The organism is Sphingomonas chungangi, assembly GCF_013778325.1.
Classification (GTDB): domain Bacteria; phylum Pseudomonadota; class Alphaproteobacteria; order Sphingomonadales; family Sphingomonadaceae; genus Solisphingomonas; species Solisphingomonas chungangi.
The window spans coordinates 150,305-173,486 of record NZ_JACEIB010000026.1 but is presented as its reverse complement, the minus strand read 5'-3'; the positions used below and the strand labels follow the sequence as shown (position 1 = coordinate 173,486).

General features: G+C 65.7%; 25 protein-coding genes and 1 tRNA gene. 16 read left to right on the top strand and 10 right to left on the bottom strand.

Annotated features, from left to right (window positions below; genetic code table 11):
* Window positions 1–20 precede the first annotated feature (20 nt).
* Entirely contained in the window at window positions 21–410 is a 390-nt protein-coding gene (locus HZF05_RS16555) for a hypothetical protein (protein ID WP_160362905.1), read from the top strand.
* A 237-nt stretch (window positions 411–647) separates the two neighbouring features.
* Here the strand turns inward: HZF05_RS16555 and HZF05_RS16550 are convergent, their stop codons facing one another.
* The gene (locus tag HZF05_RS16550) at window positions 648–2,453 is read right to left on the bottom strand and encodes a cation:proton antiporter domain-containing protein (protein ID WP_160362904.1); all 1,806 of its coding nucleotides are present in this window, start codon (window positions 2,451–2,453) and stop codon (window positions 648–650) included.
* 142 nt (window positions 2,454–2,595) lie between these two features.
* Here HZF05_RS16550 and HZF05_RS16545 point away from each other — a divergent pair, with 142 nt between their 5' ends.
* The gene (locus HZF05_RS16545) at window positions 2,596–3,795 is read left to right on the top strand and encodes an FAD-dependent oxidoreductase (protein ID WP_343046909.1); all 1,200 of its coding nucleotides are present in this window, start codon (window positions 2,596–2,598) and stop codon (window positions 3,793–3,795) included.
* 58 nt (window positions 3,796–3,853) lie between these two features.
* On the opposite strand, the gene HZF05_RS16540 is transcribed toward HZF05_RS16545, so the two are convergent.
* Complete coding sequence (locus tag HZF05_RS16540) at window positions 3,854–5,074, bottom strand: NADP-dependent isocitrate dehydrogenase (RefSeq protein ID WP_160362903.1); 1,221 nt, start codon at window positions 5,072–5,074, stop codon at window positions 3,854–3,856.
* Window positions 5,075–5,193: 119 nt separating this feature from the next.
* On the opposite strand from HZF05_RS16540, the gene HZF05_RS16535 reads away from it, so the two are divergent.
* Entirely contained in the window at window positions 5,194–5,928 is a 735-nt protein-coding gene (locus HZF05_RS16535) for a phosphatidylserine decarboxylase (RefSeq protein WP_160362902.1), read from the top strand.
* Window positions 5,929–5,944: 16 nt separating this feature from the next.
* Window positions 5,945–6,778 (top strand): CDP-alcohol phosphatidyltransferase family protein, encoded by an 834-nt coding sequence (locus HZF05_RS16530; RefSeq protein ID WP_160362901.1) that lies wholly within the window; start codon window positions 5,945–5,947, stop codon window positions 6,776–6,778.
* On the opposite strand, the gene HZF05_RS16525 is transcribed toward HZF05_RS16530, so the two are convergent.
* A complete protein-coding gene (locus tag HZF05_RS16525) occupies window positions 6,711–6,935 on the bottom strand; it encodes a hypothetical protein (RefSeq protein WP_160362900.1) in 225 nt (74 codons plus the stop codon). The genes HZF05_RS16530 and HZF05_RS16525 overlap by 68 nt on opposite strands.
* 294 nt (window positions 6,936–7,229) lie before the next feature.
* Between HZF05_RS16525 and rpsB the strand changes: the two genes are divergently transcribed.
* The 11 genes from rpsB to fabZ all read left to right on the top strand — a co-directional run bounded on the left by rpsB (window position 7,230) and on the right by fabZ (window position 18,403).
* On the top strand, window positions 7,230–7,982 hold the full coding sequence (gene rpsB, locus HZF05_RS16520) for a 30S ribosomal protein S2 (protein WP_160362899.1): 753 nt from the start codon (window positions 7,230–7,232) through the stop codon (window positions 7,980–7,982).
* Between the two features lie 105 nt (window positions 7,983–8,087).
* The gene (gene tsf / locus HZF05_RS16515; RefSeq protein WP_160362898.1) at window positions 8,088–9,020 is read left to right on the top strand and encodes a translation elongation factor Ts; all 933 of its coding nucleotides are present in this window, start codon (window positions 8,088–8,090) and stop codon (window positions 9,018–9,020) included.
* A gap of 332 nt (window positions 9,021–9,352) precedes the next feature.
* Window positions 9,353–10,075 (top strand): UMP kinase, encoded by a 723-nt coding sequence (gene pyrH, locus HZF05_RS16510; protein ID WP_160362897.1) that lies wholly within the window; start codon window positions 9,353–9,355, stop codon window positions 10,073–10,075.
* Window positions 10,076–10,077: 2 nt separating this feature from the next.
* Complete coding sequence (gene frr, locus HZF05_RS16505) at window positions 10,078–10,641, top strand: ribosome recycling factor (protein ID WP_160362896.1); 564 nt, start codon at window positions 10,078–10,080, stop codon at window positions 10,639–10,641.
* Between the two features lie 47 nt (window positions 10,642–10,688).
* Window positions 10,689–11,381, top strand: coding sequence for an isoprenyl transferase (locus tag HZF05_RS16500; RefSeq protein ID WP_160363141.1), 693 nt, complete (start codon window positions 10,689–10,691; stop codon window positions 11,379–11,381).
* Window positions 11,378–12,178: a phosphatidate cytidylyltransferase gene (locus tag HZF05_RS16495; protein ID WP_160362895.1), complete on the top strand. Its 801-nt coding sequence runs from the start codon at window positions 11,378–11,380 to the stop codon at window positions 12,176–12,178. The genes HZF05_RS16500 and HZF05_RS16495 overlap by 4 nt, the downstream gene beginning before the upstream one ends.
* A 5-nt stretch (window positions 12,179–12,183) precedes the next feature.
* The gene (locus HZF05_RS16490) at window positions 12,184–13,338 is read left to right on the top strand and encodes a 1-deoxy-D-xylulose-5-phosphate reductoisomerase (protein ID WP_160362894.1); all 1,155 of its coding nucleotides are present in this window, start codon (window positions 12,184–12,186) and stop codon (window positions 13,336–13,338) included.
* Window positions 13,335–14,468 (top strand): RIP metalloprotease RseP, encoded by a 1,134-nt coding sequence (gene rseP / locus HZF05_RS16485; RefSeq protein WP_160362893.1) that lies wholly within the window; start codon window positions 13,335–13,337, stop codon window positions 14,466–14,468. Before HZF05_RS16490 ends, rseP begins: the two co-directional genes overlap by 4 nt.
* A gap of 160 nt (window positions 14,469–14,628) precedes the next feature.
* Window positions 14,629–17,310, top strand: coding sequence for an outer membrane protein assembly factor BamA (gene bamA, locus HZF05_RS16480; protein ID WP_160363140.1), 2,682 nt, complete (start codon window positions 14,629–14,631; stop codon window positions 17,308–17,310).
* Window positions 17,310–17,930, top strand: coding sequence for an OmpH family outer membrane protein (locus HZF05_RS16475; RefSeq protein ID WP_160362892.1), 621 nt, complete (start codon window positions 17,310–17,312; stop codon window positions 17,928–17,930). The genes bamA and HZF05_RS16475 overlap by 1 nt, the downstream gene beginning before the upstream one ends.
* Before the next feature lie 50 nt (window positions 17,931–17,980).
* Window positions 17,981–18,403 (top strand): 3-hydroxyacyl-ACP dehydratase FabZ, encoded by a 423-nt coding sequence (gene fabZ, locus HZF05_RS16470; protein ID WP_246332070.1) that lies wholly within the window; start codon window positions 17,981–17,983, stop codon window positions 18,401–18,403.
* Here the strand turns inward: fabZ and mobA are convergent.
* Window positions 18,369–18,914: an NTP transferase domain-containing protein gene (gene mobA, locus HZF05_RS16465; RefSeq protein WP_160362891.1), complete on the bottom strand. Its 546-nt coding sequence runs from the start codon at window positions 18,912–18,914 to the stop codon at window positions 18,369–18,371. The genes fabZ and mobA overlap by 35 nt on opposite strands.
* An 83-nt stretch (window positions 18,915–18,997) precedes the next feature.
* Between mobA and rpmE the strand changes: the two genes are divergently transcribed.
* Window positions 18,998–19,231, top strand: a complete 234-nt coding sequence (gene rpmE / locus HZF05_RS16460) for a 50S ribosomal protein L31 (protein ID WP_110156626.1) — start codon at window positions 18,998–19,000, stop codon at window positions 19,229–19,231.
* A gap of 147 nt (window positions 19,232–19,378) precedes the next feature.
* Here the strand turns inward: rpmE and HZF05_RS16455 are convergent, their stop codons facing one another.
* The 6 genes from HZF05_RS16455 to HZF05_RS16430 all read right to left on the bottom strand — a co-directional run bounded on the left by HZF05_RS16455 (window position 19,379) and on the right by HZF05_RS16430 (window position 23,090).
* On the bottom strand, window positions 19,379–20,557 hold the full coding sequence (locus HZF05_RS16455) for a CaiB/BaiF CoA transferase family protein (RefSeq protein WP_160362890.1): 1,179 nt from the start codon (window positions 20,555–20,557) through the stop codon (window positions 19,379–19,381).
* Between the two features lie 4 nt (window positions 20,558–20,561).
* Window positions 20,562–21,752 (bottom strand): acyl-CoA dehydrogenase, encoded by a 1,191-nt coding sequence (locus HZF05_RS16450; RefSeq protein WP_160362889.1) that lies wholly within the window; start codon window positions 21,750–21,752, stop codon window positions 20,562–20,564.
* A 224-nt stretch (window positions 21,753–21,976) separates the two neighbouring features.
* Entirely contained in the window at window positions 21,977–22,294 is a 318-nt protein-coding gene (locus HZF05_RS16445) for a PilZ domain-containing protein (protein WP_160362888.1), read from the bottom strand.
* A gap of 95 nt (window positions 22,295–22,389) precedes the next feature.
* The gene (locus HZF05_RS16440) at window positions 22,390–22,551 is read right to left on the bottom strand and encodes a hypothetical protein (protein ID WP_160362887.1); all 162 of its coding nucleotides are present in this window, start codon (window positions 22,549–22,551) and stop codon (window positions 22,390–22,392) included.
* Window positions 22,552–22,565: 14 nt separating this feature from the next.
* Entirely contained in the window at window positions 22,566–22,856 is a 291-nt protein-coding gene (locus HZF05_RS16435; protein ID WP_160362886.1) for a hypothetical protein, read from the bottom strand.
* A gap of 144 nt (window positions 22,857–23,000) precedes the next feature.
* A tRNA-Ser gene (locus HZF05_RS16430) sits at window positions 23,001–23,090 on the bottom strand.
* Window positions 23,091–23,182 lie beyond the last annotated feature (92 nt).

Below are 23,182 nucleotides of genomic sequence, written 5' to 3'. Positions count from 1 at the left end.
ATTCAATATGGGAGGGGGCAATGAACGAAATTAAGCCAGTAGGTGACACGAACTATTCCGGTCAGCCCGTAAGCCATCCGGTTAGGGTGTGGGCGTGGGTTCTCGTTCTTCTGGGCTTGGCAATCGTCGGCTATGCTACGTTGGGTTATGATCCGAGTGTGGAAAGCACCGGAATGTACGGTATCCCCGATCACATCGTGAATACCGGGCGACTGCAAACTCAAACGCTGACGTTTGATACAGGGGCAATCTTTTTTCTGTCGGGCGTGATCTGCTTTTCGACGGATATTATCTACCGACTCCTGCGAGAAATTGCTCATCGTCAGCTTGGATACGGCGAGCAGGGCCAGATTGCTGAGGAAGTTCAACCCGGCGAAGCGCCGGTCGTTCAGGAGCCTGATCAGGCCTAGCTATTACTGACCTTCGTTCGTCCTGAGCTTGTCGAATGGCTGTCCTTCTTTGACCGCGCGGAAAGAAGGACAGGGCTTCGACAAGCTCAGCCCGAACGGGGAGAGGTGGTCCCATATCCCAGTCCCGTTCGCCCTGAGGAGGGACTGAGCGGAGCGAAGCGCAGGCGAAGGCCCGTCTCGAAGGGCAAGCGCTGCGGCTGTGCTTCGAGATGCCGCTTCGACAGGCTCAGCGGCTCCTCAGCACGAACGGGGCGGGTGGTGCGAGGCGGTCAAACCCTCCCCCATCCTCCGCCCGCGCTCCTTCGGCGCCTCGCTCATGCCACCCATCTCCATGATCTCCGCCCGTTGCTCGGCGCGCTTGTCGTGGATCGAGGCGATCACCGGGCCGACCGCGACGCCGATCTCGGTCAGCACCGCCTCGGAGAGCTGGAAGCTCGACTCCAGCTGCTCGGGCACCGCATCGGTGGCGCCGGCGCGGTAGAGCTGGGCGGCGTTGCTCGCGTCGCGGGCGCGGGCGACGATCGGCAGATCGGGATGCGCGTCGCGGATGCGGCGGGTGAGGCGCAGCTGCGCAACCGGATCGTCCATCGTCAGCACCACGGCGGCGGCCTCGCCGAGATGCAGCCGCTCGACCATCTCGGGCCGGCTGGCATCACCGAACAGCACCGCATAGCCTTCGGATCGCGCCCGCGCGACGGCATCGACGTCGCTCTCCACCGCCAGATAGGGGCGTTCGTGGGTGGCCAGCATGTCCGCCACCAGCCGCCCGACGCGGCCGAAGCCGATCACCAGCACGCGCGGCTTGCCGGAGGGGGCTGGAGCATCATCAGCCTGCTTGGCCGTGCGGCGCTCGACGCGCTTCGATATGTCCTGCCCGGCGCGCGCCAGCAGCGGCGTGATGGTGAGGCCGATCGCCGTTACCGTCTGCCAGAAGGCCGCCGTCTCGGGCAGCACCAGCCCCGCCGCCTGCGCGGTACCGAGCACGATCAGCGTGGTCTCGGACGGGCTGGACATCAGCAGCCCGGTTTCCGCCGCCACGCCGAGCCGAGCGCCCGAAAGCCGCAGCAGCACCGCCGTCACCACCGACTTTGCCAGCACGATGCCGGCCACCGCCAGCGTCAGCTCCATCCATTTGGCGCCGATCGCGGCGAGGTCGATGCTCATCCCCACCGTGATCAGGAACACGCCGAGCGCGAGGCCGCGGAACGGCGCGGTGATCACCTCTACCTCGGTATGATATTCGGTCTCGGCGATCAGCAGGCCGGCGAGCAGCGCGCCGACGATCGGCGAGAGGCCGGCGGACGCGGTCGCGATCGAGGCGAGGATCACGACGAGCAGGCTGATCGCGAGGAACAGCTCGGGATTCTTCGCGCGCGCCGCCTGCGCGAAGAGCGGCGGCAGGAGGAAGCGCCCACCGATCAGCAGGATCGCCACGGTGATCCCGCCGGTCAGCAGCGTCTGCCCAAGCTCGGCCCAGCCGCCCCCTGCCGTCGGCCCCATCGCCGAGAGCGCGAAGATGATGGGCACCAAGGCCAGATCCTCGAACAGCAGCATCGCGAACGCGGACGAGCCGACCGGCCCGCTCGTCCCCACCATCGGCAGCACCAGCGCGGTGGAGGAGAGCGCGAGCGCGAGGCCGAGGCCGGCAGCGCCCGAGGCCGGCTCGCCCGCCAGCGCCAGCGCCCCGCCGATCACGCCCGCGCACAGCAGCAGCTCCGCCGCGCCGACGCCGAACACCTTGGCCCGCATCGCCCAGAGCCGCTTGAAGGAAAGCTCCAGCCCGATCGCGAACAGCAGCAGGATGATGCCGAACTCGGCGAACGGCTCGATCGCGTGCGGATCGCTGATCGTGGCGTGGAACAGCCACGGCTGGCGCGGAGTGAAGCGCCCCAGCCCGTGCGGCCCGAGCGCGAGGCCGACGAGGATGAACCCGATCACCGGGTTCACCTTGAAGCGCGCGAAGGCCGGGATCACGATCCCCGCCGCGCCGAGGATCACGAGGGCGTCTGAGAAACCGGTGGAGGTTGGGGAGAAGCCTGCCATGAGCGCATCATTGCCGCTGTGATGTTTCGCGCCAACCCCTGAAAGCCGTTCGGGCTGAGCCTGTCGAAGCCCTGTCCTTTTCTTTCGCGCGTTGGAGTAGAAGGGCGGTACTTCGACAAGCTCAGTGCGAACGGAGGTTGATGTGGCCAACGATCCGCAAGTCCTTGTGGTCGGCGGCGGGCCGGCCGGCATGATGGCGGGATATCTCTTCGCCCGCGCCGGCGTGCGCACCCTCGTGCTGGAAAAGCATGGCGACTTCCTCCGCGATTTCCGGGGCGATACCGTCCATCCCTCGACGCTCGACCTGTTCGACGAGCTCGGCCTCTACGATCGCCTGCTCGAACGCCCGCACGAGAAGGTGGCCGCGCTTTCTGCCGTGGTGAAGGGCAACAGCTTCAAGGTCGCGGATTTCGGTCACCTGCCCGGCCGCAGCCGCTTCATCGCCATGATGCCGCAATGGGAATTCCTCGACTTTCTGAGCGGGGAAGCGAAGGCGCTCCCGGCTTTCTCGCTGGCGATGGAGAGTGAGGCGACCGGCCTGATCGAAGAGAACGGGCGCGTCGTCGGCGTGACGACGAAGGATGGCCGCGCGATCCGCTCGCGGCTCGTGATCGCGGCCGACGGGCGCGGATCGGTGCTGCGCAGGGCGGCGGGGCTGCCGCTCCACGATCTCGGCGCACCGATCGACGTGCTGTGGTTCCGCGTGCCCAAGAATCGCGAGACGAAGAACGAGAGCGCGGGCTTCATCGGCGCGGGGCGGATGATCGTGCTGATCGATCGCGGCGACTATTGGCAGTGCGCGCGCGTGATCGGCAAGGGCGAGCTCGATGCGGTGAAGGCGCTCGGCCTCGATCGCTTTCGCGCCGACGTGCGCGAGACGGCACCGCCGGTGGGCGATGCGATCGGGGGTTTGCGCGATTGGGACGCGGTGAAGCTGCTGACCGTCTCGCTCGACCGGCTGGAGCGCTGGCACCGGCCGGGGCTGCTGGCGATGGGCGATGCGGCGCATGCGATGTCGCCGGTGGGCGGCGTAGGCATCAACCTCGCCATCCAGGATGCGGTGGCGACGGCGAACATCCTCGCCGGACCGCTGGCGAAAGGCAAGGATGTCGACCCGCTGCTCGCAAAGGTGCAGGCACGGCGGGAATTCCCGGTAAAGGCGATTCAGGCGCTGCAGCGCGGCATCCATCGCAACGTCATCGGCGAGGCGCGGGCGGACCGGATTTCGAATGCGCCATTGCTGCTGCGCGCGCTGGACGGCTTCGCGCCGCTGCGGCGGATTCCAGCGCGGGTGATCGGCCTCGGCTTCCGCCGCGAGCATATCCGCTCGCCGAAGGCCTGAAACGCGAGCGGGCGGGCCTGCGTGCCGGCCCGCCCGCCTCGTCAACAGCCCCGAAGGATCAGGCCCAGGTGGCCATTTCCTTCTCGAGGTTCACGCGGATCGCGTCGAAGAACTGCTCGGTGGTCATCCAGTTCTGGTCCGGCCCGACGAGGATCGCGAGATCCTTGGTCATGGCACCGCCCTCGACGGTCGCGACGCAGACCTTCTCCAGCGTCTCGGCGAAGCGCGTGACGTCTGGCGTGCCGTCGAACTTGCCGCGAAACTGCAGGCCCTGCGTCCACGCGAAGATCGAGGCGATCGGGTTGGTCGAGGTCTGCTTGCCCTGCTGGTGCATGCGATAGTGGCGCGTGACGGTGCCGTGCGCCGCCTCGGCCTCGATCGTCTTGCCGTCCGGCGTCATCAGCACCGAGGTCATCAGGCCGAGCGAACCGAAGCCCTGCGCCACCTGGTCCGACTGCACGTCGCCGTCGTAATTCTTGCAGGCCCAGACGAACTTGCCGCTCCACTTGAGCGCGCTCGCCACCATGTCGTCGATCAGGCGATGCTCGTAGACGATACCGGCGGCCTGGAACTTGTCCTTGAACTCGGCCTCGAACACCTCGGCGAACAGATCCTTGAAGCGGCCGTCATAGGCCTTGAGGATGGTGTTCTTGGTGGAAAGATAGAGCGGCCAGTTGCGGCCGAGCGCATAGTTCATGCTGGCGCGGCCGAAGTCGCGGATCGATTCGTCCAGATTGTACATGCCCATCGCGACGCCGGCGCCGGGGAAATCGAACACGTCATATTCCTGGACGTCGCCGTTCTCGCCTTCCCACTTCATGGTCAGCTTGCCCTTGCCGGGCACCTTGAAGTCGGTCGCGCGATACTGGTCGCCGAAGGCGTGGCGGCCGACGACGATCGGGTCGGTCCAGCCGGGGATCAGGCGGGGCACGTTGCGCATCACGATCGGCTCGCGGAAGATCGTGCCGCCGAGGATGTTGCGGATCGTGCCGTTGGGCGACTTCCACATCTTCTTTAGGCCGAATTCCTCGACGCGCGCCTCGTCGGGGGTGATCGTGGCGCACTTCACGCCGACGCCGTATTTCTGGATCGCCTTGGCGGAGTCGATCGTCACCTGGTCGTCGGTCGCGTCGCGATGCTCGACGCCGAGATCGTAATAATCGAGGTCGATGTCGAGATATGGCTTGATCAGGCGCTCGCGGATCCACTCCCAGATGATGCGGGTCATCTCGTCGCCGTCGATTTCGACGACCGGGGTCTTCACCTTGATCTTGGCCATGCGGGCGCTCCGTAGCTGGGGCCGGCAGGACGCCGGCGGAGAGAGTCTGGAGCCGCTTAGGCCGCGATGCGTTGCGGATCAACCGTGACAGAGGGGTTTTCAGGCCCTAGGAATGCGCGATGACATCGCTCGAAAAGCCCAATCTCGGCACCAGCAGCGTCCGCTGGCGCTGGCCCTCCATCCATCCCGAAGGCTACAAGTTCGCGATCATCGCGGCCGTGATCAGCCTGGCCTTCTTCATCTTCGTGGCGGAATGGCTGGGCTGGATCGGCGCGGCGATCACGGTCTGGATCCTCGCCTTCTTCCGCGATCCGGTGCGCACCACACCGAAGGATGGGCGGATGATCGTGGCGCCGGCTGACGGGCTGGTGACGATGATCGCGACCGTCGCGCCGCCGCGTGAGCTGGTGGGCGAGGGGGCGCTGGCGGCTGATCCGGTGACGCGCGTCTCGATCTTCATGTCGGTGTTCGACGTGCACATCAACCGCTCGCCGATCGCCGGCACGATCGCCCGGGTCGTCTATATCTCGGGCAAATTCCTCAACGCCGATCTCGACAAGGCGAGCGAGGAGAATGAGCGTCAGCACATCCTCGTCGAGGGGCAGGATGGAATGCGGATCGGCTTCACCCAGATCGCCGGTCTCGTCGCGCGGCGGATCGTGCCGTTCGTGAAGCCGGGTGACATCATCGCCGGCGGCCAGCGCGTCGGCCTGATACGCTTCGGCAGCCGCGTCGATGTCTATCTGCCCGCCGGCACCGCGCCGACCGTGCTGCTCGGCCAGCGCACCATCGCGGGCGAGACGGTCCTCGCCGTCGCCGGCCGCGACGAGCGGATCGACGGCATCGCCCAGTGAGGGGAAGGGCGTAGCCATGGCCCTCCCGACCCGCTTCCGCGATCGCCCTCGCCGGGGCATTCCTCTGCGCGCCGTAGCGCCGAACGCCGTCACCGCGCTGGCCTTGTGCTTCGGTCTCTCCGCCGTGCGCTTCGCCATCTCCGAGCGCTGGGAACTGACCGTCGCGGCGACCATCGTCGCCGGCGTGCTCGACGGCCTCGATGGCCGCATCGCACGGCTGCTCAAAGGCGAGAGCCGGTTCGGGGCGGAACTCGATTCGCTATCCGATGTGATCGCCTTCGGCGTCGCGCCGTCGGTGGTGCTGTATCTGTGGTCGCTGCAATATATGCCGCAGTTCGGCTGGACGATCGCGCTAAGCCTCGCGGTCTGTTGCGCGCTCCGGCTCGCCCGCTTCAACGCTCAGATCGACGCCACCGAGCAACCCCGCAAGGCGGCAGGGTTCCTCACCGGCATACCGGCACCAGCCGGAGCCTATGCCGCCTTCATACCTATCTATCTCTGGCTGGCGGCCAACGATGCCGGCTTGACGTCAGTGGCGACGGTGCTGCGCTCCACTTACGTGGTCGTGCCCTGGACGATCCTGATCGCACTGCTGATGGTGTCCAGTGTCGCGACCTACAGCTGGTATTCGCTGCGCCTGAGGCGGACGATCCGTTTCGAGGCAATCGCGGTGATCGCCCTCATCGGCGCGGCGGTGATCAGCGCGCCGTGGCCGACGCTCTCGATCGTGATCGTCGGCTATCTGCTGACCATCCCGTTCAGCGCGCGATCCTACGCCCGGATCAGGCGGCAGCGCGCCATGGGCGAGCCGCCATCGCCGACGCCGCCTGCCAGCGACCTGCCGTCCTGACGCGCACGGGCCGGTGTGCCGTCCGTCGTGTTGGTTCGACCGACAGGCCCAGCGCCGTCATGATCTTGTCCTGCTCCTGCAGCAGCATGAGCGCGATCAATCCGAGCCCGGCGACAGCCACCAGCGTGAAGGCAAGCGAAGCGAGAACATGAACCATTTTCCGAGCTCCTGAACCTGAGGTTCCGCCCTTTCCCGAGGGTGCAGAACGGTTTGTCGCATTTCCAGTTCCATATGTTCTTGATTTGTTCCCATGTCAAGTGGGGGCGTTTGCGGCGGATCATCGCGCCTTTTCACCGTCTCGTCGTGAAATCGTCAAAAATTGTGCGGTTGGTTGCAATCCCCGGCCGCTCCCGCTAAGGGGCCGCCCATCCCACACGCGGGGCGACATAACCCGGTGCCGGCATATGCCGGTTCCTGCCCCGCGGAGGTTCAACCGGAAGGAGATATCCCTATGGCGGCACCGTCCGTCTCGATGCATCAGTTGCTCGACGTTGGCGCGCACTTCGGCCACCAGACCCACCGCTGGAATCCGAAGATGAAGCCCTACATCTTCGGCGATCGCAACGGCGTCCACATCATCGACCTGTCGCAGACCGTGCCGCTCTTCGCGCGCGCGCTCGACTTCGTGAACGACACCGTCGCGCGCGGCGGCAAGGTGCTGTTCGTCGGCACCAAGCGCCAGGCGCAGGAGCCGATCGCCGAGGCCGCCCGCCAGTCGGGCCAGCATTACGTCAACCACCGCTGGCTGGGCGGCATGCTCACCAACTGGAAGACGATCTCGGGCTCGATCAAGCGCTTCAAGGCGATGGAAGAGCAGCTGGCGGGCGACACCGCCGGCCTCACCAAGAAGGAAGTCCTCCAGCTCACCCGCGAGCGCGACAAGTTCGAGCTGTCGCTCGGCGGCATCCGCGACATGGGCGGCATTCCGGACGTGATGTTCGTGATCGACGCCAACAAGGAAGAGCTGGCGATCAAGGAAGCCAACACGCTGGGTATCCCGGTCGTCGCGATCCTCGATTCGAACGTCTCGCCCGATGGCATCGCCTTCCCGATCCCGGCGAACGACGACGCCAGCCGCGCCATCCGCCTCTATTGCGAGCTGATCGCCGAGGCGGCGACCCGCGGCAACCATGGCGCCCGCGCGCAGTCCGGTGCCGATCTCGGCGCGATGGACGAGCCGCCGGCGGAAGCCGCGCTCGCGTAATCAAATTGTCGCGTGCTCCTGCGTAGGCGGGAGCCTGGAAACCTCGGTTCTCTGGGTCCCCGCTGTTGCGGGGACACGCGTTTTTCAAGCGAAAGGAAGTGGGACATGGCGGAAATCACCGCTGCGACCGTCAAGGAACTGCGCGAGCGCTCGGGCGCCGGCATGATGGACTGCAAGAAGGCGCTCAGCGAGACCGCCGGCGACATGGAAGCCGCCATCGACTGGCTGCGCTCGAAGGGCCTCGCCGCCGCCGCCAAGAAGTCGAGCCGCACCGCCGCGGAAGGCCTGGTCGGCGTCGCCGTCGCCGGCACCAAGGGCGCGGCCGTCGAGGTCAACTCGGAGACCGACTTCGTCGCCAAGAACGACCAGTTCCAGGGCTTCGTGAAGACGGTCACCGGCATCGCGCTGGAGAAGGCGATCGAGGACGTCGAGACGCTGAAGAACGCCGCCTATCCGGGCGGCGGCACCGTCGGTGACGCGCTCACCGCCAACGTCGCCACGATCGGCGAGAACCAGACTTTGCGCCGCGCCAAGGTGCTGGAAGTGTCGCAGGGCGCCGTCGTGCCCTACGTCCACAACCAGACCGTGCCGGGCCTCGGCAAGATCGGCGTGCTCGTCGCGCTCGAATCGGATGCCGGCGTTGACGTGCTGGAGCCGCTCGGCAAGCAGCTGGCGATGCACATCGCCGCCGCCTTCCCGCAGGCGCTGCACGCCGATCACCTCGATCAGGAGCTGATCGAGCGCGAGCGTGGCGTGGCCCGCGAGAAGGCCGCCGAGAGCGGCAAGCCCGAGAACATCATCGAGAAGATGGTGGAGGGCGCGGTCCAGAAGTTCAAGAAGGAGGCCGCGCTCCTGTCGCAGCTCTTCGTCATGGACAACAAGACCCCCATCGAGGAGGTCGTGGCCAAGGCGGGCAAGGATGCCGGCACCAAGATCGTGCTGAAGGACTATGTCCGCTTCCAGCTCGGCGAGGGCATCGAGAAGGAAACGTCCGACTTCGCCGCCGAGGTCGCGGCGGCTGCGGGCGTGAAGGCGTAACGCTTTCGCCTCGACGAGAATGGGGCGCCTGCCGCGAGGTGGGCGCCCTTTTCTTTGCCTGAGTGGATCATTCACCCCGTTCGCCCTGAGGAGGGATTGAGCGGAGCGAAGCGGAGACGAAGGCCCGTCTCGAAGGGCATGCTCTGGGGCTGTGCTTCGAGACGCCGCTTCGACAGGCTCAGCGGCCCCTCAGCACGAACGGGGTTTGTGAACCCCTTGTCCTCGCCTTCAAATCCCCTGCATCACATCTCCTTGCGCCCAGCCTTGGCACGGCGCGGCCCCGCCACTAAGGTGCCCGCCACTTCGAGACAGACACGGATTCTCCCCACCCCATGACGCGCCCGATTTTCCGAAGGATATTGCTCAAGCTCTCGGGCGAGGTGCTGATGGGGCCTGGCCAGTTCGGCATCGATCCCGATACCGTTATGCGCGTCGCCAAGGAGATCGTGCAGGTCAAGGAGGCGGGCTACGAGCTCTGCATCGTCGTCGGCGGCGGCAACATCTTCCGCGGCATCGCCGGTGCGGCCAAGGGCTTCGAGCGCGCCTCGGCCGATTATATGGGCATGCTCGCTACGGTAATGAACGCGATCGCAGTTCAGAACGTGCTGGAGCAACTCGGTGTCGAGACGCGCGTACAGTCGGCCATCCCGATGGCCTCGGTATGCGAGCCGTTCATCCGCCGCCGCGCCGAGCGCCATTTGGAGAAGGGGCGCATCGTGATCTTTGCGGCCGGCGTCGGCTCGCCCTTCTTCACCACGGATTCAGGCGCCGCACTGCGTGCCGCCGAGATGAATTGCGACGCACTGTTCAAGGGCACGTCGGTCGACGGCGTATATGATGCCGATCCGAAGAAGGTGCCCACCGCCAAACGCTACGATGAGATCGGCTTCTCCGACGTACTGAGCCGCGACCTCAAGATCATGGATGCCAGCGCGATCGCGCTGTGCCGCGACAACAACATACCCATCGTCGTCTTCAACATCCGCGAACAGGGCAATCTGCTCAAGGTGCTCGCCGGAGAGGGCGTGGCGACGATCGTCCGCAACGGAGAATAACAATGGCGGGACCAGTTTATGACAAGGCCGATCTCGAGCGCCGCATGGCCGGCGCCGTGGAGGCGCTCAGGCACGATCTGCAGGGCCTGCGCACCGGCCGCGCCTCGACAGCGCTGCTCGATCCGGTGAACGTCACCGTTTACGGCTCGCAGATGCCCCTCAACCAGGTGGCGACCGTTTCGGTGCCCGAGCCGCGCCTGATCGCGGTGACGGTGTGGGACAAGTCGAACGTCGGCCCGGTCGACAAGGCGATCCGCTCGGCGGGGCTCGGCCTCAACCCGATCGTCGACGGCACCACGTTGCGCCTGCCGATCCCGGATCTCACCGAGGAACGCCGCAAGGAATTGGCCAAGCTGTGCGGCGGCTATGCCGAGAAGGCCAAGATCGCGGTGCGCAACGTGCGCCGCGACGGCATGGACAATCTCAAGACCGACGAGAAGAAGAACGGCCTGTCGGAAGACGAGCGCAAGCGCCACGAGGCCGAGGTGCAGAAGCTGACCGACGCCACCACCGCCGACATCGACACGGTGACGGCGGCCAAGGAGAAGGAAATCCTCGGCAAGTGAGTGCCGTCAACGCCAGTCCAGCCGCGGGGGGCGGCGCCGGTCTGACGATGCCGCGCCACGTCGCGATCATCATGGACGGCAACGGCCGCTGGGCGAAGGCCCGGCTGCTGCCGCGCGTCGCCGGCCACAAGCAGGGCGTCGAGGCGGTGAAGCGCACGGTGCGCGCCGCCGGCGATCTCGGGCTGGAGGCGCTGACGCTCTACGCTTTCTCGTCCGAGAACTGGCGCCGCCCGGCGGCCGAAATCGCCGACCTGATGGGGCTGCTGCGCCGCTTCATCAAGTCCGAGATCGAGGAGATCACGCGCGAGGGGGTGAAGCTCAGGATCATCGGCGACTATCGCAAGTTGGAGCCCGATCTGGTCGCGCTGCTCGACGATGCGGTGGCAAAGACGGCTTCCAACTCACGATTAACACTAGCGATTGCGCTCAATTACGGCTCGCAGGATGAATTGCTGCGTGCCACCCGGCGGCTGATGCGCGAGGCGCGGGCAGGGGAGATCGATCCCGACGCGCTGGACGATGCGGCTTTCGAGAAGCGACTGGATACCGATGGCCTGCCAAGGCTCGACCTGTTGATCCGCACCTCCGGCGAGCAGCGCCTTTCCAACTTCCTGCTGTGGCAGGCGGCTTATGCCGAGCTGGTCTTCACCGACGCGCTCTGGCCCGATTTCGACCGTGCCCATCTCGCCGCCGCGATCGAGACGTTCGGGCAGCGCGAGCGGCGCTACGGGGGGCTATGACCGCCGAACCTGCCGCAGTTGCGCCGAAAAAAAAGAAGTCCGACCTCGCCATCCGGACCGTCACCGGCATCGCGCTGATCCTCGTCGCTGTAGCCTGCCTGATATACGGGCAGGACCCGTTCTGGGCGCTGCTGACCTTCGCCGCGCTGGTGATGGTGGCGGAATATTGCGGGCTGGTGAGGGCGCCGCGCTGGCAGATGTGGGCGGCGCTGCTCGGTCTGATAGCCCCGCTGATCCTCGAGAACACCCATGTCGACGTGCCCGATACGGCGAGCTGGTACACGTTGCTGGCCACGACGCTGGCGGCGTTCGTGTTCACGCGCAATCCGAAGCTTGCGGCGGGCATGCTCTATGCCGGTCTGCCGGTGCTCTCGCTCTTCTACATCCACGCGCAATATGACGGCATCGACCTCAGCTTCTGGGCGTTGGCGATCGTCTGGGCGACCGATATCGGCGCCTATTTCTCGGGGCGCACCTTCGGCGGGCCGAAGCTCGCGCCGGTGTGGAGCCCGAACAAGACGTGGTCCGGCCTGATCGGCGGCATGATCGCGGCGGAAGTGGTGGGGATCGCGCTCACCTTCGTGCTCCACGTCCAGATGCGGCTGGCGGTGCTGGCCGGCGTCCTGGCGGTAGCGGCCCAGATGGGCGACCTGTTCGAGAGCCAGATGAAGCGGCGCGCGGGCGTCAAGGATTCGGGAAAGTTGCTGCCGGGACACGGCGGCGTGATGGATCGCCTCGATGGGTGCGTGCCGGTGCTGTGCATCGTGGCGCTGATCGTGGCTTCCGGTTATCTGTGAGCACAATGCGCACCATTTCCATCCTCGGCGCGACCGGTTCGGTCGGCACCTCCACCCTCGATCTGGTCGAACGCGAGCCGGAACGGTTCTGCATCGAGGCGCTGACCGCCTATAGCGACGTCGACGGCCTCGCGGCGGCGGCGAAGCGGACGAGCGCAAAGGTGGCCGTGATCGGTGACGAGCGACGCTACGAGGCGCTCAAGGACGCGCTGTCCGGCACCGGGATCGAGGCTGCCGCCGGCACCCACGCGGTGATCGACGCGGCGGCGCGCGGCGCCGACTGGACGATGGCGGCGATCGTCGGCCTCGCCGGGCTGGAGCCGACCATGGCGGCTTTGTCGTGCGGCAAGTCGGTGGCGCTGGCCAACAAGGAATCGCTGGTTTCCGCAGGGTCGATAATGATCCGCTCGGCGGAGAGCGCGGGCGCGCGCCTGCTTCCGGTCGATTCGGAACACAATGCGGTCTTCCAATGCTACGAACCCGAGCCGGGCCGGGTGAGCCGCATCATCCTGACTGCGTCCGGCGGCCCGTTCCGCACCTGGAGCCGCGAGCAGATGCGGACGGTCACCCCGGCGCAGGCTGTGAAGCATCCCAACTGGTCGATGGGCGCCAAGATCTCGGTCGATTCGGCGACGATGATGAACAAGGGCCTCGAACTGATCGAGGCGCACCACCTGTTCCCGATCGGCGCCGATAAGCTGGAGGTGCTGGTTCACCCGCAGTCGGTGGTCCACTCTATGGTCGAATATATCGACGGATCGGTGCTCGCCCAGTTGGGGTCGCCCGACATGCGCGTGCCGATCGCGCACGCGCTGGCCTATCCGGAACGGATGGAAACGCCCTGCCAGCGGCTTGATCTCGCCGCGATCGGCACGCTGACATTCGAGGCTCCGGACTTCGATCGCTTCCCCGCGCTCGCGCTCGCCAAGGATGCGCTCACCGCAGGCGGGGCACGCCCTGCCGTGCTCAACGCCGCAAACGAGACGGCGGTGGCGGCTTTCCTCGCCGGCGAGGTCGGCTTCCTCGATATTGCCGCAATCGTCGCCGAGGTTCTGGCGCAATATGAACCAGATGCTCCGAAAACCCTCTCCGAAGTGGTGGCGATCGATGCCGAGGCCCGCCACAAAGCCGCATCTGTAATGCGGAGGATCGCGGCGTGAGCGCTCTGGGTGGCTTTTTCTGGGCAATAATCTGTTTTCTGCTGGTGATCGGCCCGCTGATCTTCATCCACGAGATGGGGCATTATCTGGTTGGCCGCTGGTGCGGCGTGAAGGCCGAGGTCTTCTCGATCGGCTTCGGCAAGGAGCTGTTCGGCTGGACCGACAAGCGCGGCACCCGCTGGAAGGTCGCGGCGCTGCCGATGGGCGGCTACGTCCGCTTCGCCGGCGACATGAATCCAGCCAGCCAGCCCGATCCTGCATGGCTGGCGCTGCCGGCCGAGGAACGCCAGCAGACGATCCAGGCGAAGCCCGTCTGGCAGCGCTTCCTCATCGTCTTCGCTGGGCCCGCGACCAATTTCCTGTTCGCCTTCGTGGTGATCGCCGGCGTGCTGATCGCGCTCGGCGAGCCGGTGACACCGCCGGTGATCTCGCAGGTGATGCCTAATTCGGCCGCCGCGACCGCAGGCCTGCGCGCCGGAGACCGGATCGTGCGCCTCGACGGGGAGTCGATGCGCCGTTTCGAGGATATCGGCTTCTACACCGCACTCCATCCGGACGCGGACATGCGGATCGACCTGATCCGCAACGGCCAGCCGCTGACCCTCTCCGCGCACAGCAAGGCGACGACCGAGACCGACCAGTTCGGCAACGCGATGCGGGTCGGCCGGCTCGGCATCCGCCCGGCGGGCGGCGCGATGCAGGCGGTGCCGCTGGTCGAAGTGCCCGGCCGCTCGGCCGCGCTGGTCGTCGATTCCGTCAAGACGACGCTGACCACGCTCGGCCAGATCATCGTCGGCGAGCGCTCGACCAAGGAACTGTCCGGCCCGGTCGGCATGGCGAAGGTGGCGGGCGAGCAGGCGACGCTCGGCTGGTTCGCGATCATCCTGCTGATGGTCGGCATCTCGATCAATCTGGGGTTCATCAACCTGCTGCCAATCCCGATGCTCGATGGCGGTCATCTGGTCTTCTACGTGGTCGAAGCGATCCGCCGGAAGCCGGTCGAGCCGCAGGTTCAGGAGTGGGCGTTCCGATCGGGGCTTGCGCTGATCCTCGGGCTTATGCTCTTCGTGACGTTCAACGATCTCGGCTCGGCCGGGCTGTGGCAGAAGCTGTATGGGCTGATCGGCTAAAGGGGTATCAGAGGCTTGGCGGCTTGATCGACCGCCCCCGATCGGGCAGGGGGCGTAATACTGGGAGCAGCGACGCCCAAGCGTGGGGCGCCGTGCAATCGCGAGGGCGGGTACAAGCGTGAATATCGAAGGCAAGCACAGCCGGATCGTGTCCGTGCTGATGATCGGAACGATCCTCGGCGCAGGCTATGCAATGCCCGTCGAGGCCGCCAAGACGCCGAAGCCCCATGGCGTTCCGGTGCCTGTCGCCGCGCCGGCGCCCACCACCTCGGCGCCCGAGGCGGCGTCGCCGTCCGAAACGATCCGTACGATCAAGGTGACGGGCAACCAGCGCCTCGAGGCGGAGACGGTGCTCTCCTACGTCGCGCTGAAGGTAGGCGACCAATATACCCGCGAGGCCGGCGATACGGCGCTGAAGGCGCTCTACGCCACCGAGCTGTTCGCCGACGTCCAGATCAAGGACGAGAATGCCGGCGACCTGATCATCCAGGTGCGCGAGAACCCGGTCGTCAACCGCATCGTGCTGGAAGGCAACAAGCGGCTGAAGAACGACAAGATCATGCCGGAGATCAAGCTCTCCGCGCGCGAGATCTTCACCCGTTCCAAGGTGCGTGCCGACGTCGGCCGCATCATCGAGCTGTATCGCCGCCAGGGCCGCTATGCCGCGACGGTCGATCCGCAGATGGTGCTGCTCGATCAGAACCGCGTCGACGTGGTGTTCGAGATCCACGAGGGCGACAAGTCCAAGGTCCGCCGCATCAACATCATCGGCAACGAGCATTTCTCCGACAGCCAGCTGAAAGGCCAGATGGCGACGAAGGAGGCGACGCTTACCCACTTCCTGTCTTCGGGCACCAGCTACGATCCCGATCGCATGGCCTACGACCAGCAGAAGCTGCGCCAGTTTTACCTGACGCAGGGCTATGCCGATTTCCGCGTGGTCTCCGCCGTCGCCGAACTGACGCCGGACAAGAAGGACTTCATCATCACCTACGTGGTGGAGGAAGGGAAGCGCTACAAGTTCGGCGACGTCAGCGTCCAGAGCGACATCCGCGATATCAAGCCGGACATGCTCCAGCCGCTCATCAAGATGAAGAAGGGCGACTGGTACAACGCCAAGGCGGTGGAAGACACGGTCGATTCGATGACCGAGACCGCCGGCCTGCTCGGCTATGCCTTCGCCAACATCGATCCCGACTTCAATCGCGACGGCGACAAGCTGACGATGGGCGTCACCTACAAGGTGAACCAGACTCCGCGCGTTTATGTCGAGCGGATCGACATCAACGGCAACACGCTGACGCAGGACAAGGTCGTCCGCCGCGAGTTTCGCCTGTCGGAAGGCGATGCCTTCAACGGCTATTCGGTGAAGCGCTCGCGCGACCGCATTCGCTCGCTCGGCTATTTCCAGGACAAGCTGGAGATCGACCAGAAGCCGGGCTCGGCGCCGGACAAGGTGGTGCTGGAGGCGAACGTGCAGGAGAAGTCGACCGGCCAGCTGCAGGTCTCGGCCGGTTACTCCAGCCTCGAGAAGTTCATCGTCAGCCTGTCGATCGAGCAGAACAATTTCCGCGGCAAGGGTCAGACGGTGCGCGCGTCGGCCGATTGGTCGGCCTACTCGAAGTCGGTGAGCCTCGGCTTCACCGAGCCTTACCTGTTCGACAAGAACCTCGCGCTCGGCTTCGACATCTTCCGCCGCGACTATCGCGCGTTCGACTATACGACCGACAACAGCCGTAACACGACCTACAACGACACGACCACCGGCTTCCAGGTCCGCCTCGGCATCCCGCTCACCGAATACTGGACGCTGGCGACCCGCTACGGGCTCAGCCAGGACAAGGTGTCGCTCGACAAGGACACCTATTATTCGGTCAACAGCGCCGGCAACCTGGCCTGCGACCCGATCATCGCGGGCCGCTACCTGTGCGACGCGGTCGGCAACCGCACCACGTCGTCGATCGGCTACAGCCTCGTTTACGACAACCTCAATAACCGCATCACGCCGACGGCGGGCAACCGCTTCGTGTTCAGCCAGGATTTTGCCGGTCTCGGCGGCAGCGTGAAGTACGTCCGCACCACCGTGCAGGACGACAAGTACCACAATCTCGGCAGCGGCTTCATCCTCAACATCCACGGCGAGGGCGGCTACATCTGGGGCTACGGCTCCAAGCAATTCGACGACGAGGACAACGAGCTCGATGCCGTTCGCCTGACCGACCGCTTCCAGCTGGGCAGCCCGCAGATCCGCGGCTTCGACATTCGCGGCCTCGGCCCGCGCGTGATCCGCTACAACATCCCGTCGGGATCGACGACGCCGGACTTCAGCAAGAACGGCAAGCTGCAGGACGACGCGCTGGGCGGCCGCGCTTATTATCTCGGCCACCTCGAGATGCAGCTGCCACTCGGCTCCGGCGCCAAGGAAGCCGGGTTCAAGCCATCCATCTACGTCGATGCCGGCTCGGTCTTCGGCCTGAAGAAGCCAGCGCTGGTCGGCGACGACGGCACTCTGCTGCCGACCGACTCGCGCCTGCTGCGGCCGGTGCGCAGCTCGTCGGGCCAGCTCCAGTGCATCAGTACCGACGGCAACTCGACCGTGACGACCAAGTCCGGCTCGACCTGCCCGTCCGGCGCGATCGACTACAACACGCAGATCTTCGGCGGGAACGGCATCCAGGAAATCTATTACGGAGGCAGCTGGAAGCCGCGTATCTCCATCGGCTTCGGCGTCTCGTGGAATTCTCCCTTCGGCCCGCTGCGCATTGACATCGCCAAGGCGCTGGTGAAGCAGAAGGGCGACGACACCAAGCTCTTCAATTTCAACGTGGGAACCCAGTTCTGATGACCAAGATGTTCAAGTCGGCCATGCTGGCCGCGACCGCCGCCGCCTCGTTCGTCGCGGTGCCCGTTCTCGCCGCCGATTCCAGCGGCGCCACCCTCGTCGTCGATTTCGATCAGGTGTTCCAGAATTCGGCCGCCGGCCGCAGCGCCACCTCGCAGATCCAGGCGAAGTACCAGCCGCTCGGCGCGCAGCGCAAGGCGGCGTTCGACAGCGCCGTCGCCGCCTACAACGCGCAGATCGACGCGGTGAAGAAGGCGACCAAACCCGGTACCCAGCCGCAGCCGACCCCGGCGCTGCAGCAGGCCGGCCAGCGCGTGCAGGATGCGCAGGATCAGGCCGAGCAGCTGAACCAGGAGGTCAACCAGGTCGTCGGTTACGTCCGCTCGCAGATCGTCGATCATGCGCGCCCGGTCGCCGAGCAGATCCGCGCCGAGCGCAAGGCTTCGGTGGTGATCAGCAAGGATGCGGCGCTCGCCTCCGATCCGCAGAACGACATCACCGCCGCGCTGACGCAGCGCCTCGACACCGCGTTCCCGACCGCCAGCATCGTGCTGCCGCAGCAGCCGGCGGGCGCTCCGGCGGCCGCTCCGGCCAATCCGAAGGCACCGGCCGGCCGGTGACCGACGCCGTGACGGAAGCCGCCATCGGCCCGCTGGATATCCGGCGGGTGATGGCGGCGCTGCCGCACCGCTATCCGATGCTGCTGGTCGATCGGGTGGAGGAGATCATCCCCCACAAGTCGATCCGCGCCATCAAGGCGGTGTCGATGAACGAGGAATTCTTCCAGGGACATTTCCCCGGGCGCCCGATCATGCCGGGCGTGCTGATCGTCGAGGCGCTGGCGCAGGCCGCCGGCGTGCTCGCGGTCGAAAGTCTCGGCCTCGCGGGATCGGGCAAGCTCGTCTATTTCATGGCGATCGAGGGCGCGAAGTTCCGCGCGCCGGTCGAGCCGGGCGTGCTGCTGACCCTTGCCGTCGAGGTTACGCAGATGCGCGGCAAGATCTGCAAGTTCGCCGGCAAGGCGCTGCTCGGCGACAAGCTGGCGGCCGAAGCCGAGTTCACCGCGATGATCGCGGACGCTCCGAGCGACTGAATTTCGCCAGATCCTCCGGCGTGTTGATATTGGCCAGCCCGTCGCCCCAGGCGATGGTGCTGGCCTTCATCGTTTCCGCCCACGCGCGGATCGAACGGGATCGATCCGATCGCAGATAGGCGACGAGGCCGTCCGCGTGATCGACCGACCACAGACCGATCGTCGGCTGGCGTTGCAGCAGCGCATCCGGTGCGCCGAGCATCGCCAGAAGATCATCGGGCAATGCGGGGAGGTCGCAACTGCTCGTCAGCACCGCATCGAAGCCGTGATCCCTGCCGTAGGCTAGCGCTCCGGCCAGTCCGCCGAGCGGGCCGAGTCCGGGTTCCGGGCGATCATCGGCCCATATCATGCCCGGCCAATCCCGCCCGATTACCACCAGCCCGTCGCACTGTCCGTCTAGCCGCTCCGCGACATGCTCCAGCATCGGCCGGCCGTCGATCATCGCCAGCGCCTTGTCGCTGCCGAAGCGGCTGGATCGCCCACCCGCGAGGATCGCGCCCAGCACTCTCACGGGTTGCGTCCGCCAAGGGTTTCCACTATCGGCACCACCTTCGAGTGCCGGTCGGAAACCGGCGCCATCCGGAGTTTGCGCACGTGAAGCAGAACACCCACCCCGATTATCACTTCATCACCGTCCAGATGACCGACGGCTCGACCTACCAGACCCGCTCGACCTGGGGCAAGGAAGGCGACACGCTGCTGCTCGACATCGATCCGCTGGCGCATCCGGCGTGGACCGGCGGCCGCGGCCAGTTGCTTGATCAGGGCGGCCAGGTGGCCCGCTTCAACAAGCGCTTCGGCGCCATCGGCAGTCTCGGCAAGAAGTAAGCTTTCTTCACCGTTCGCCCTGAGCCTGTCGAAGTCTGTCCTGAGCGACTGCCGCAGGCAGGCAGTCGAAGGGGGCTGCCCTTACTTCTCCCACGCTGGATGAAGAAAGGCAGGGCTTCGACAAGCTCAGCCCGAACGGTTGTTGGGTCAGCCCTTCAATTCTGACCTTATCATCGCGCCGTCCGCGTCGAGACGCGGTGCGGCGCGATGGGCGTTCTGGCGCCCCCCGTCGATCACGATCGGGCAGGCGAGACCGGGTAGGAGCCCGTCCGGCCCCGGCGAGGCGATCGCCATGCCGCGCGCGACCACCTGCGGATCGGCGAACACTGCGTCGATGGGGTTGATCGGGCCGCCGGGCACGCCCTCCGCCTCCAGCTTCGCGGCGAGTGTGTCGCGCGTCCAGATCGCGACGGCCTGCGACAGGATCGGGATCAGTTCGGCGCGGTTTGTCACCCGGCTGGCGTTGCTGCGGTAGCGCTCGTCCGTCGCCAGCCCGTCCATCCCGAGGATCGCGCAGAATTTCGCGAACTGGCGATCGTTGCCCACCGCGACGATGATGTCGCCGTCGGCGGTCGCGAAGCTCTGGTAGGGCACGAGATTGGGGTGGGCGTTGCCCATGCGGCTGGGCGCCTTGCCCGATGCCATGAAGTTGAGCGCCTGGTTGGCCAGCACGCCGACCTGCGAATCCAGCAGCGCCATGTCGATATGCGCGCCGACGCCGGTCTCGTTGCGGCGGTGCAAGGCCGCTAGGATCGCCACCGTCGAATACAGCCCGGTGAAGATGTCGGCATAAGCGACGCCGGCCTTCTGCGGCGCGCCGTCCGGTTCACCGGTCAGCGACATCGCGCCGCCCATCGCCTGGATGATGAAGTCGTAGCCGGCGCGGCTGGCATAAGGGCCGGTCTGGCCGAAGCCGGTGATCGAGCAGGTGATCAGGCTCGGGTTCACCGCCGAGAGGCCGGCATGGTCCAGCCTGTATTTCGCCAGTGCGCCGACCTTGAAATTCTCGATCACGACGTCGGACCGGGCGGCCAGAGCGCGTACCTCGTCCTGACCCTCGGGTGAGGCGATGTCGATCGCGATCGACCTTTTGCCCCGGTTGGTCGCGTGGAAATAAGCGGCGTCGAGCGAGCCGCCCTCGGAATCGGTGAGGAAGGGCGGCCCCCAATGGCGGGTATCATCGCCCTCCACTGGCCGCTCGACCTTGATCACCTCGGCGCCGAGATCGGCGAGCAACTGCCCCGCCCACGGCCCGGCGAGGATGCGCGCCAGCTCCAGCACGCGCACCCCCTCCAATGGCTTTGGCGAAAGCGGCTTTGACGTCATAGCGTCAGAACGCGCTGATGCCGGTGATTGCGCGGCCCAGGATCAGGCCGTGGACGTCGTGCGTGCCCTCGTAGGTGTTCACCGTCTCGAGGTTCGCGGCGTGGCGGATGACGTGGAACTCGGCCGAAATGCCGTTGCCGCCGTGCATGTCGCGCGCCACCCGCGCGATCGCCAGCGCCTTGCCGCAATTGTTGCGCTTGGCCAGCGAGATCAGGTCGGGCTGGAGCACGCCCTCCTCCATCCGCCGCCCGATGCGCAGCGAGGCCTGCAGGCCGAGGCCGATCTCGGTCAGCATGTCGGCGAGCTTCAACTGCACTAGCTGCTTGGAGGCGAGCGGCACGCCGAACTGCTTGCGATCGAGCGTGTAGCTCCGCGCCGCCGCGAGACAGGCCTCCGCCGCGCCCATCGATCCCCACGAAATGCCGTAGCGCGCGCGGTTGAGGCAGCCGAACGGCCCCTTCAGCCCTTCGACGTTGGGCAGCAGCGCATCCTCGCCGACCTCGACGCCGTCCAGCACGATCTCGCCGGTGATCGACGCGCGCAGCGACAGCTTGCCCTCGATCTTGGGGGTGGAGAAGCCCTTGACGCCGCGCTCCACCACGAAGCCCTTGATCCGGCCGCCATGCGCGTCCGACTTCGCCCACACCACCGCCAGATCGGCGATCGGCGAGTTGGTGATCCACATCTTGGCGCCGTCGAGGCGATAGCCGCCGTCGATCTTCGTCGCCTTGGTGCGCATGCCGGCGGGATCGGAGCCCGCATCGGGCTCGGTCAGCCCGAAGCAGCCGACCCATTCGCCGCTGGCGAGCTTGGGCAGATACTTCTTCCGCTGCTCCTCGGAGCCGTAGGCGTAGATCGGGTGCATCACGAGGCTCGATTGCACCGACATGGCGGAGCGATAGCCGCTGTCGACCCGCTCCACCTCGCGCGCGATCAGGCCGTAGGCGACATAGCCGAGGCCCGCGCCGCCATATTCGTGCGGGATGGTCGCGCCGAGCAGGCCGAGTTCGCCCATCTCGGTCATGATCTCGCGATCGAAGCGCTCGTCCAGATAGGCCGAGGTGACGCGCGGCAGCAGCTTTTCCTGCGCATAAGCGTGCGCGGTGTCGCGGACGAGGCGCTCCTCGTCGGTCAGCTGGTCGGCGAGATCGAAGGGGTCCGCCCAGTCGAGCGGGGTGATGGTGGGTTCGGCCATGACATCCTCAGGCAAGTTCGTTGCCGGAGGCAAAGCCGGTTATTGCGTGATTGGCAACCCCTGCCACTTACCGAAACCCTGTACCCCGTTCGCACTGAGCCTGTCGAAGTGCGTGCTCCAAGCGCCAACATCCGTTCGCGCTGAGCGCAGTCGAAGCGCAGCCACAGCATCGCATGGCCTTCGACTACGCTCAGGCCGAACGGGGTAGAGCGGGCGCGCGCGCCTCAGGCCCGGCCCACCCGCTTCAGCCAGCTCATCTCGCGATCATCCAGCCTCCGGTGGAAGGCGAGCCCGAAGAAGCTCTCGTTGGACCAGGCGACGGTGGCGACGATCTGCTTGCCGGCGGCGTCGAGCACGATCTCGTCGCCCTTGTGGAGCGCGCTGGTATCGGCCGCGAGCATCGCGCCCCCGGTCGACAGATCGATCACCGCGGCGGCGAGCGGAGCGGCGCGATAGGCCTTCACGGTCGCATCGAGCAGCACCCCCTGCCGTGGCTCACTCCGCAGCGCGGCCTTGCCCAGATGCTCCGCCGATGACGCCATGCTTCCGTACCCCGTGATCGTTTCGGGGACATGGTAACGAGGGATGGCTAATGGGGGATTAAACAACATTGAAACCTGATGGGCAGCGAGGCGCCTTATTTCTTCCTTAGGGTTCGAAACCAGCGAAAAGGATGGACAGCAGTCTCGATAACGCCGGCGGAAAAGCCTTCCAGCAAGTCTTTGGGTTTCGTTTCGCTTGGCAGCGGTTTTCCTGCCTCTTCCTTAAATCCTTCGATAAAATCATCCCACAATTTCATGATCTTGCTCCCACTCACGTGGCTTGCGCGTGATACCAGTTGTCGCTGCTATTGTCGTAACGGTACAATTTTCCACCGATATTGGCGTACAGATGCCCATCATCACACTGATAGACATCTGCGACCGCATGGTTTTGATTTTCGTGGAGCCAATGACCTCGAAGATAGGACACGACCTTTTTTCCAAGAGGGTTCAAAACCCAAATACTCATAGCAGTTTCGCCGATCTGCTGAGCATACCACCTTGGATTGCGTAGATTATGTGACAATTTTCCGAGCGCTTGGCCCATTGCTCTGGTAGGCATCTAAAATCTCCAGTTAGAGATTCTCGCATACAACTTTAATCAATTAAACTTGTTATTGCGAATTCACGCAAGCTCAAAAAATTGAGATATTGACCAAGACTGGCTAAGGGATTGTTTCTGTGAAGTTACGTTCGCGTCAGCGAATGGCGGAAGAGGTGGGATTCGAACCCACGGTGGGCGTGAACCCACGACGGTTTTCAAGACCGTTGCCTTAAACCACTCGGCCACTCTTCCGCGCGTGGCCCCGCCCTATCCCGGCCGCGCCCCAATGTGCAAGTCGCGCGACGAGAAGGGTTTGCGCCCGCGCCCCGCTATGCCATGAGCGT

What these genes read in the sequence shown, in the direction of transcription:
- tsf (WP_160362898.1), top strand. Translation starts at nt 8,088, where the DNA reads ATGGCGGAAATCACCGCTGCGACCGTCAAGGAACTGCGCGAGCGCTCG.
- HZF05_RS16475 (WP_160362892.1), top strand. Translation starts at nt 17,310, where the DNA reads ATGACCAAGATGTTCAAGTCGGCCATGCTGGCCGCGACCGCCGCCGCC.
- HZF05_RS16530 (WP_160362901.1), top strand. Translation starts at nt 5,945, where the DNA reads ATGGCCCTCCCGACCCGCTTCCGCGATCGCCCTCGCCGGGGCATTCCT.
- HZF05_RS16535 (WP_160362902.1), top strand. Translation starts at nt 5,194, where the DNA reads ATGACATCGCTCGAAAAGCCCAATCTCGGCACCAGCAGCGTCCGCTGG.
- HZF05_RS16550 (WP_160362904.1), bottom strand. Translation starts at nt 2,453, where the DNA reads ATGGCAGGCTTCTCCCCAACCTCCACCGGTTTCTCAGACGCCCTCGTG.
- HZF05_RS16455 (WP_160362890.1), bottom strand. Translation starts at nt 20,557, where the DNA reads ATGACGTCAAAGCCGCTTTCGCCAAAGCCATTGGAGGGGGTGCGCGTG.
- HZF05_RS16490 (WP_160362894.1), top strand. Translation starts at nt 12,184, where the DNA reads ATGCGCACCATTTCCATCCTCGGCGCGACCGGTTCGGTCGGCACCTCC.
- HZF05_RS16555 (WP_160362905.1), top strand. Translation starts at nt 21, where the DNA reads ATGAACGAAATTAAGCCAGTAGGTGACACGAACTATTCCGGTCAGCCC.
- HZF05_RS16450 (WP_160362889.1), bottom strand. Translation starts at nt 21,752, where the DNA reads ATGGCCGAACCCACCATCACCCCGCTCGACTGGGCGGACCCCTTCGAT.
- fabZ (WP_246332070.1), top strand. Translation starts at nt 17,981, where the DNA reads ATGGCGGCGCTGCCGCACCGCTATCCGATGCTGCTGGTCGATCGGGTG.
- HZF05_RS16500 (WP_160363141.1), top strand. Translation starts at nt 10,689, where the DNA reads ATGCCGCGCCACGTCGCGATCATCATGGACGGCAACGGCCGCTGGGCG.
- HZF05_RS16540 (WP_160362903.1), bottom strand. Translation starts at nt 5,074, where the DNA reads ATGGCCAAGATCAAGGTGAAGACCCCGGTCGTCGAAATCGACGGCGAC.
- pyrH (WP_160362897.1), top strand. Translation starts at nt 9,353, where the DNA reads ATGACGCGCCCGATTTTCCGAAGGATATTGCTCAAGCTCTCGGGCGAG.
- HZF05_RS16495 (WP_160362895.1), top strand. Translation starts at nt 11,378, where the DNA reads ATGACCGCCGAACCTGCCGCAGTTGCGCCGAAAAAAAAGAAGTCCGAC.
- rpsB (WP_160362899.1), top strand. Translation starts at nt 7,230, where the DNA reads ATGGCGGCACCGTCCGTCTCGATGCATCAGTTGCTCGACGTTGGCGCG.
- HZF05_RS16435 (WP_160362886.1), bottom strand. Translation starts at nt 22,856, where the DNA reads ATGCCTACCAGAGCAATGGGCCAAGCGCTCGGAAAATTGTCACATAAT.
- frr (WP_160362896.1), top strand. Translation starts at nt 10,078, where the DNA reads ATGGCGGGACCAGTTTATGACAAGGCCGATCTCGAGCGCCGCATGGCC.
- HZF05_RS16445 (WP_160362888.1), bottom strand. Translation starts at nt 22,294, where the DNA reads ATGGCGTCATCGGCGGAGCATCTGGGCAAGGCCGCGCTGCGGAGTGAG.
- HZF05_RS16440 (WP_160362887.1), bottom strand. Translation starts at nt 22,551, where the DNA reads ATGAAATTGTGGGATGATTTTATCGAAGGATTTAAGGAAGAGGCAGGA.
- HZF05_RS16525 (WP_160362900.1), bottom strand. Translation starts at nt 6,935, where the DNA reads ATGGTTCATGTTCTCGCTTCGCTTGCCTTCACGCTGGTGGCTGTCGCC.
- bamA (WP_160363140.1), top strand. Translation starts at nt 14,629, where the DNA reads ATGATCGGAACGATCCTCGGCGCAGGCTATGCAATGCCCGTCGAGGCC.